This window comes from Streptomyces kanasensis, assembly GCF_043077165.1.
In the GTDB taxonomy this organism is placed as follows: domain Bacteria; phylum Actinomycetota; class Actinomycetes; order Streptomycetales; family Streptomycetaceae; genus Streptomyces; species Streptomyces changanensis.
Map to the genome: position 1 here is coordinate 41,788 of NZ_JBIBSF010000019.1, position 3,511 is coordinate 45,298.

The 3,511-nt window shown below is 75.7% G+C and carries 3 protein-coding genes; 2 read left to right on the forward strand and 1 reads right to left on the reverse strand.

From position 1 onward, the window contains the following. Positions 1–402: 402 nt before the first annotated feature. Together ACF053_RS29855 and ACF053_RS29860 are read left to right on the forward strand one after the other, a co-directional pair. Positions 403–1,596 (forward strand): cytochrome P450, encoded by a 1,194-nt coding sequence (locus ACF053_RS29855; protein WP_391956874.1) that lies wholly within the window; start codon positions 403–405, stop codon positions 1,594–1,596. 4 nt (positions 1,597–1,600) lie between these two features. After that, a complete protein-coding gene (locus ACF053_RS29860; protein WP_391956875.1) occupies positions 1,601–1,816 on the forward strand; it encodes a ferredoxin in 216 nt (71 codons plus the stop codon). A 289-nt stretch (positions 1,817–2,105) separates the two neighbouring features. Here the strand turns inward: ACF053_RS29860 and ACF053_RS29865 are convergent, their stop codons facing one another. Next, the gene (locus ACF053_RS29865) at positions 2,106–3,281 is read right to left on the reverse strand and encodes a GDSL-type esterase/lipase family protein (RefSeq protein ID WP_391956876.1); all 1,176 of its coding nucleotides are present in this window, start codon (positions 3,279–3,281) and stop codon (positions 2,106–2,108) included. Between the last annotated feature and the right edge of the window lie 230 nt (positions 3,282–3,511).

A 3,511-nucleotide genomic window follows, 5' to 3' on the forward strand; every position in this document is an offset into this window, starting at 1 on the left:
GGGCGCCCCCCCCGGTGTGGGCCCTACCGGGCGCCGGCTGTTACCCCGGGGCGGCTAACGGCCCGCCCGGGGCGGGGGGCCGCGGGGGGGGGGGGGGGCCGCCCGCGGCGCGCACGGCACGGCCATCACTGCCCGCCCCAGCCCCGGCACCCTCCCGCCCCCGGCCCTCCTCGGGCCCGCCAGCCCCCACCGTCCCGTCCGCCCCCACCGTCTCGCCCGGCTCCACCCGCACCGCTCCGTCACCGCGCCGCGCCGTTCCGGCACCCGCCCATCCGGCCACCAGCCGCCCCCGTCCCGTCGTTCGAAGACGCGTTCCAACCCCGTGGGCCGGAGGCGCCGTTGACCGCTCTCGGAGCCAACTCTAGGTTGGTAAGCAGCTGCTTACACCAGGGAGGCTTCCCCGTGACGACCGCTCGCGAGCAGGCACCGCTGACCTACCCCTTCAACGAACCGGAGGGCCTGGGCCTGGCCGACGCCTACACCGACGCCCTGGACCACCCGGGGCTCTTACGCGTCCGCATGGCCTACGGCGAGCCCGCCTGGCTCGCCACCCGCTACGCCGACGCCCGCCTCGTCCTCGGCGACCGGCGCTTCGGCCGGGCGGACGCCGTGTTCCACGACGAGCCGCGGCAGTCCCCCGCGCAGCAGGACTCCGGCATCCTCGGCATGGACCCGCCCGAACACACCCGCCTGCGCACCCTCGTGGCGAAGGCGTTCACCGTGCACCAGGTCGAGAAGCTGCGCCCGCAGGTGCGGGACCTGGCGCACGGCTTCCTCGACGGGATGGAGGCCGCCGGCCCGCCCGTCGACCTCGTCGAGCACTACGCCCTGCCCATCCCCGTCGCCGTCATCTGCCGGATGCTCGGCGTCCCGGAGGAGGACCGGCCGAAGTTCCGCGTGTGGAGCGACGCCGTCCTGTCGACGAGCTCCCTGACCGCCGAGGAGTTCCGGCGCAACCGCGAGGAGCTGCGCGCGTACATGTCCGGGCTGATCCGCGACCACCGCGAGCGCCCCCGGCAGGACCTCATGACCGCGCTCATCGACGCCCGCGACTCGGGCGACCGCCTCACCGAACTCGAACTGGTCGACCTGTGCGTCGGCATCCTCGTCGCCGGGCACGAGACCACGGCGAGCCAGATCCCCAACTTCCTGTACGCCCTCCTCGAACACCCCGACCAGCTCGCGCTGCTCCGCGAGCGCCCCGAACTCCTCGCGGGCGCCGTCGAGGAACTCCTGCGCTTCGTGCCGCTGGGCAGCGGCGCCGCCTTCCCCCGGTACGCGAAGGAGGACGTCGAGGTGGGCGGCACGCTCGTGCGCGCCGGCGAGCCCGTCCTCGTCGCGGTCGGGGCCGCCAACAGGGACGCCCTGAAGTTCACCGCCCCCGGCCGGCTCGACATCACCCGCACCCACGTGCAGCACCTCGGCTTCGGGCACGGCGTCCACCACTGCCTCGGCGCGCCCCTCGCCCGCCTCGAACTGCAGGAGGCCCTGCGGGCGCTCCTCACGCGCTTCCCCGACCTCCACCTCGCCGGTGACATCGTCTGGAAGAACCAGATGCTGGTCCGCGGCCCCCGCGAGATGCCGGTGGGGTGGTGACCCGGTGACCTGGACCACGGAGGTCGACCAGGGCCGGTGCATGGGCTCGGGCATGTGCGCCGCGCTGGCGCCCGACCTCTTCCGCCTGGAAGACGCCCACGCCGCACCGGTCCACGCCCGGATCCCCGCGGACGAGCGCGCCCTGGACGCCGCCGACTCCTGCCCCGCCCTGGCCATCGTCGTCCGCGACGGCCCCCACACCATCGGCCCCCGCCCGTGAACCCCCGCCCGTGGCCCCCCGGCCCGCGAGCCCCGGCGCCGGCGGTTCGACGTCCGCCGGCGCCCGGGCGTGCTCCGTCACCCTCCGGGGCGGCGGGGTGCGGGCAGGGGATCGGGTCGCGGGTGGGGCTGGGGCCTGTCTATTCGGATCGTGCCGGGCGCGCGGCGTCCGGCACCGCGCCTCGCCGCCTCGCCGTCGGTCGCCCGTGCTCCGCGGTGGCTCCCTCCCCTCCGCCCTGCGATCCCCCAGCACCGGACTCCCTGATCCGGCCCGATCCACAAGACAGGACCTAGACGGTGAAGGGGCCGTCGGGGGCGAAGGCGAGGGCGGCGAAACGCTCGCCGATGCGGCGGTGGCTCGCGGGGTCGGGGTGGAGTTCGTCGGGCAGTGGCAGTTCGGCGTAGTCCGCCGCGCCGTACAGGGCCTGGCCGTCGAGGAAGTGCAGGTGCGGGTCGTCGGCCGCGCGGCGCTCCGCGATGCGGGCCAGTTCCTCGCGGATGACGCGCAGGGTGAGCTTGCCGTTCGCGCGCTCGGCGGGGTCGCCGATGGCGCGGAACCGCAGCCGGCCGGTGGAGAGCGCCGCGGTGTCGAAGGCGCTCGGTCCGGGGGTGTCCTCGTGGATGGGGCAGTGGAGCGGGGAGAGGACCAGCAGGGGAGTGGCGGGGTGGCCGTCGCGGAGGGTGTCGAGGAAGCCGTGGACGGCCGGGGCGAAGGCGCGCAGCCGCATGACGTCGGCGTTGACGAGGTTGATGCCGATCTTGACGCTGATCAGGTCGGCGGGGGCGTCCCGCATGGCGCGTGCGGTGAAGGGGTCGAGGAGGGCGCTGCCGCCGAGCCCCAGGTTGACCAGGTCGACGCCGCCGAGCGCGGCGGCGACCGCCGGCCAGGTGGCGGTGGGGCTGCCCGCGTCGGACCCGTGGCTGATGGAGCTGCCGTGGTGCAGCCACACCCTGCGGCCGTGGTCGGGCACGGGCTCGACGGGCGCGTCGGTGCGCAGGGCGATCAGCTCGGTGGTCTCGTTGTGCGGCAGCCACAGCTCGACGTGCTTGTCGCCCCCGCCGAGGCCCGCGAAGCGGACGGTGGCGATCGGGCCCGCCCGGTGCTCGGCGGTACCGGCGACCATGTCGATGGTGAGGGTGTCGCCGCCGCTCGCGCCGGCCTGGCCGGTCAGACGGCCGTCGACGACCAGGTCGTAGAGGCCGTCCGGGCGCGGCGGGGCGCCCGGGTACACCCGCTTGGTGGGGAGCGTGTCCAGCTCGACGGCGGTGGCCCGGGTGCGGAACACCAGGCGGACGCCGGAGGGCTGCGACTCCGCCAGGGCCAGCTGTCCGTCGTCGCACTGGGCGCGGGCCCGTGCGGGCAGCCGGTGCGGCAGGACGCCCCGCTCGGTGCGCTCCAGGTCCAGAGCACCGCGCAGGAGGTCGGCGGTCAGGGGTGTGGTGATCCAGCGGTGGTCGTGGTTCATCGTCCCTCCTTGTGGGTCGAGGGGTACGGTACGGCTCCCGGCCGGTCAGGGAGGGCGTACCGCCGGCGGGACCGGGCCCCGCCGTCCCGCACCCGGGACGAACGGAGGCCCGGCCGCGGGTGTCGACACCCGCGGCGGGCCCCCCCCGCCCGCCCGGCCAGGACGTGATGAACGGGTGGGCGGAGTGGTCCCGCGCGCTTGGGTAAGAGGAGATCAACGTCCCGCAGCGC

Coding starts and splice junctions, on each gene's coding strand:
- ACF053_RS29865 (WP_391956876.1), bottom strand. CDS start 3,281: ATGAACCACGACCACCGCTGGATCACCACACCCCTGACCGCCGACCTC.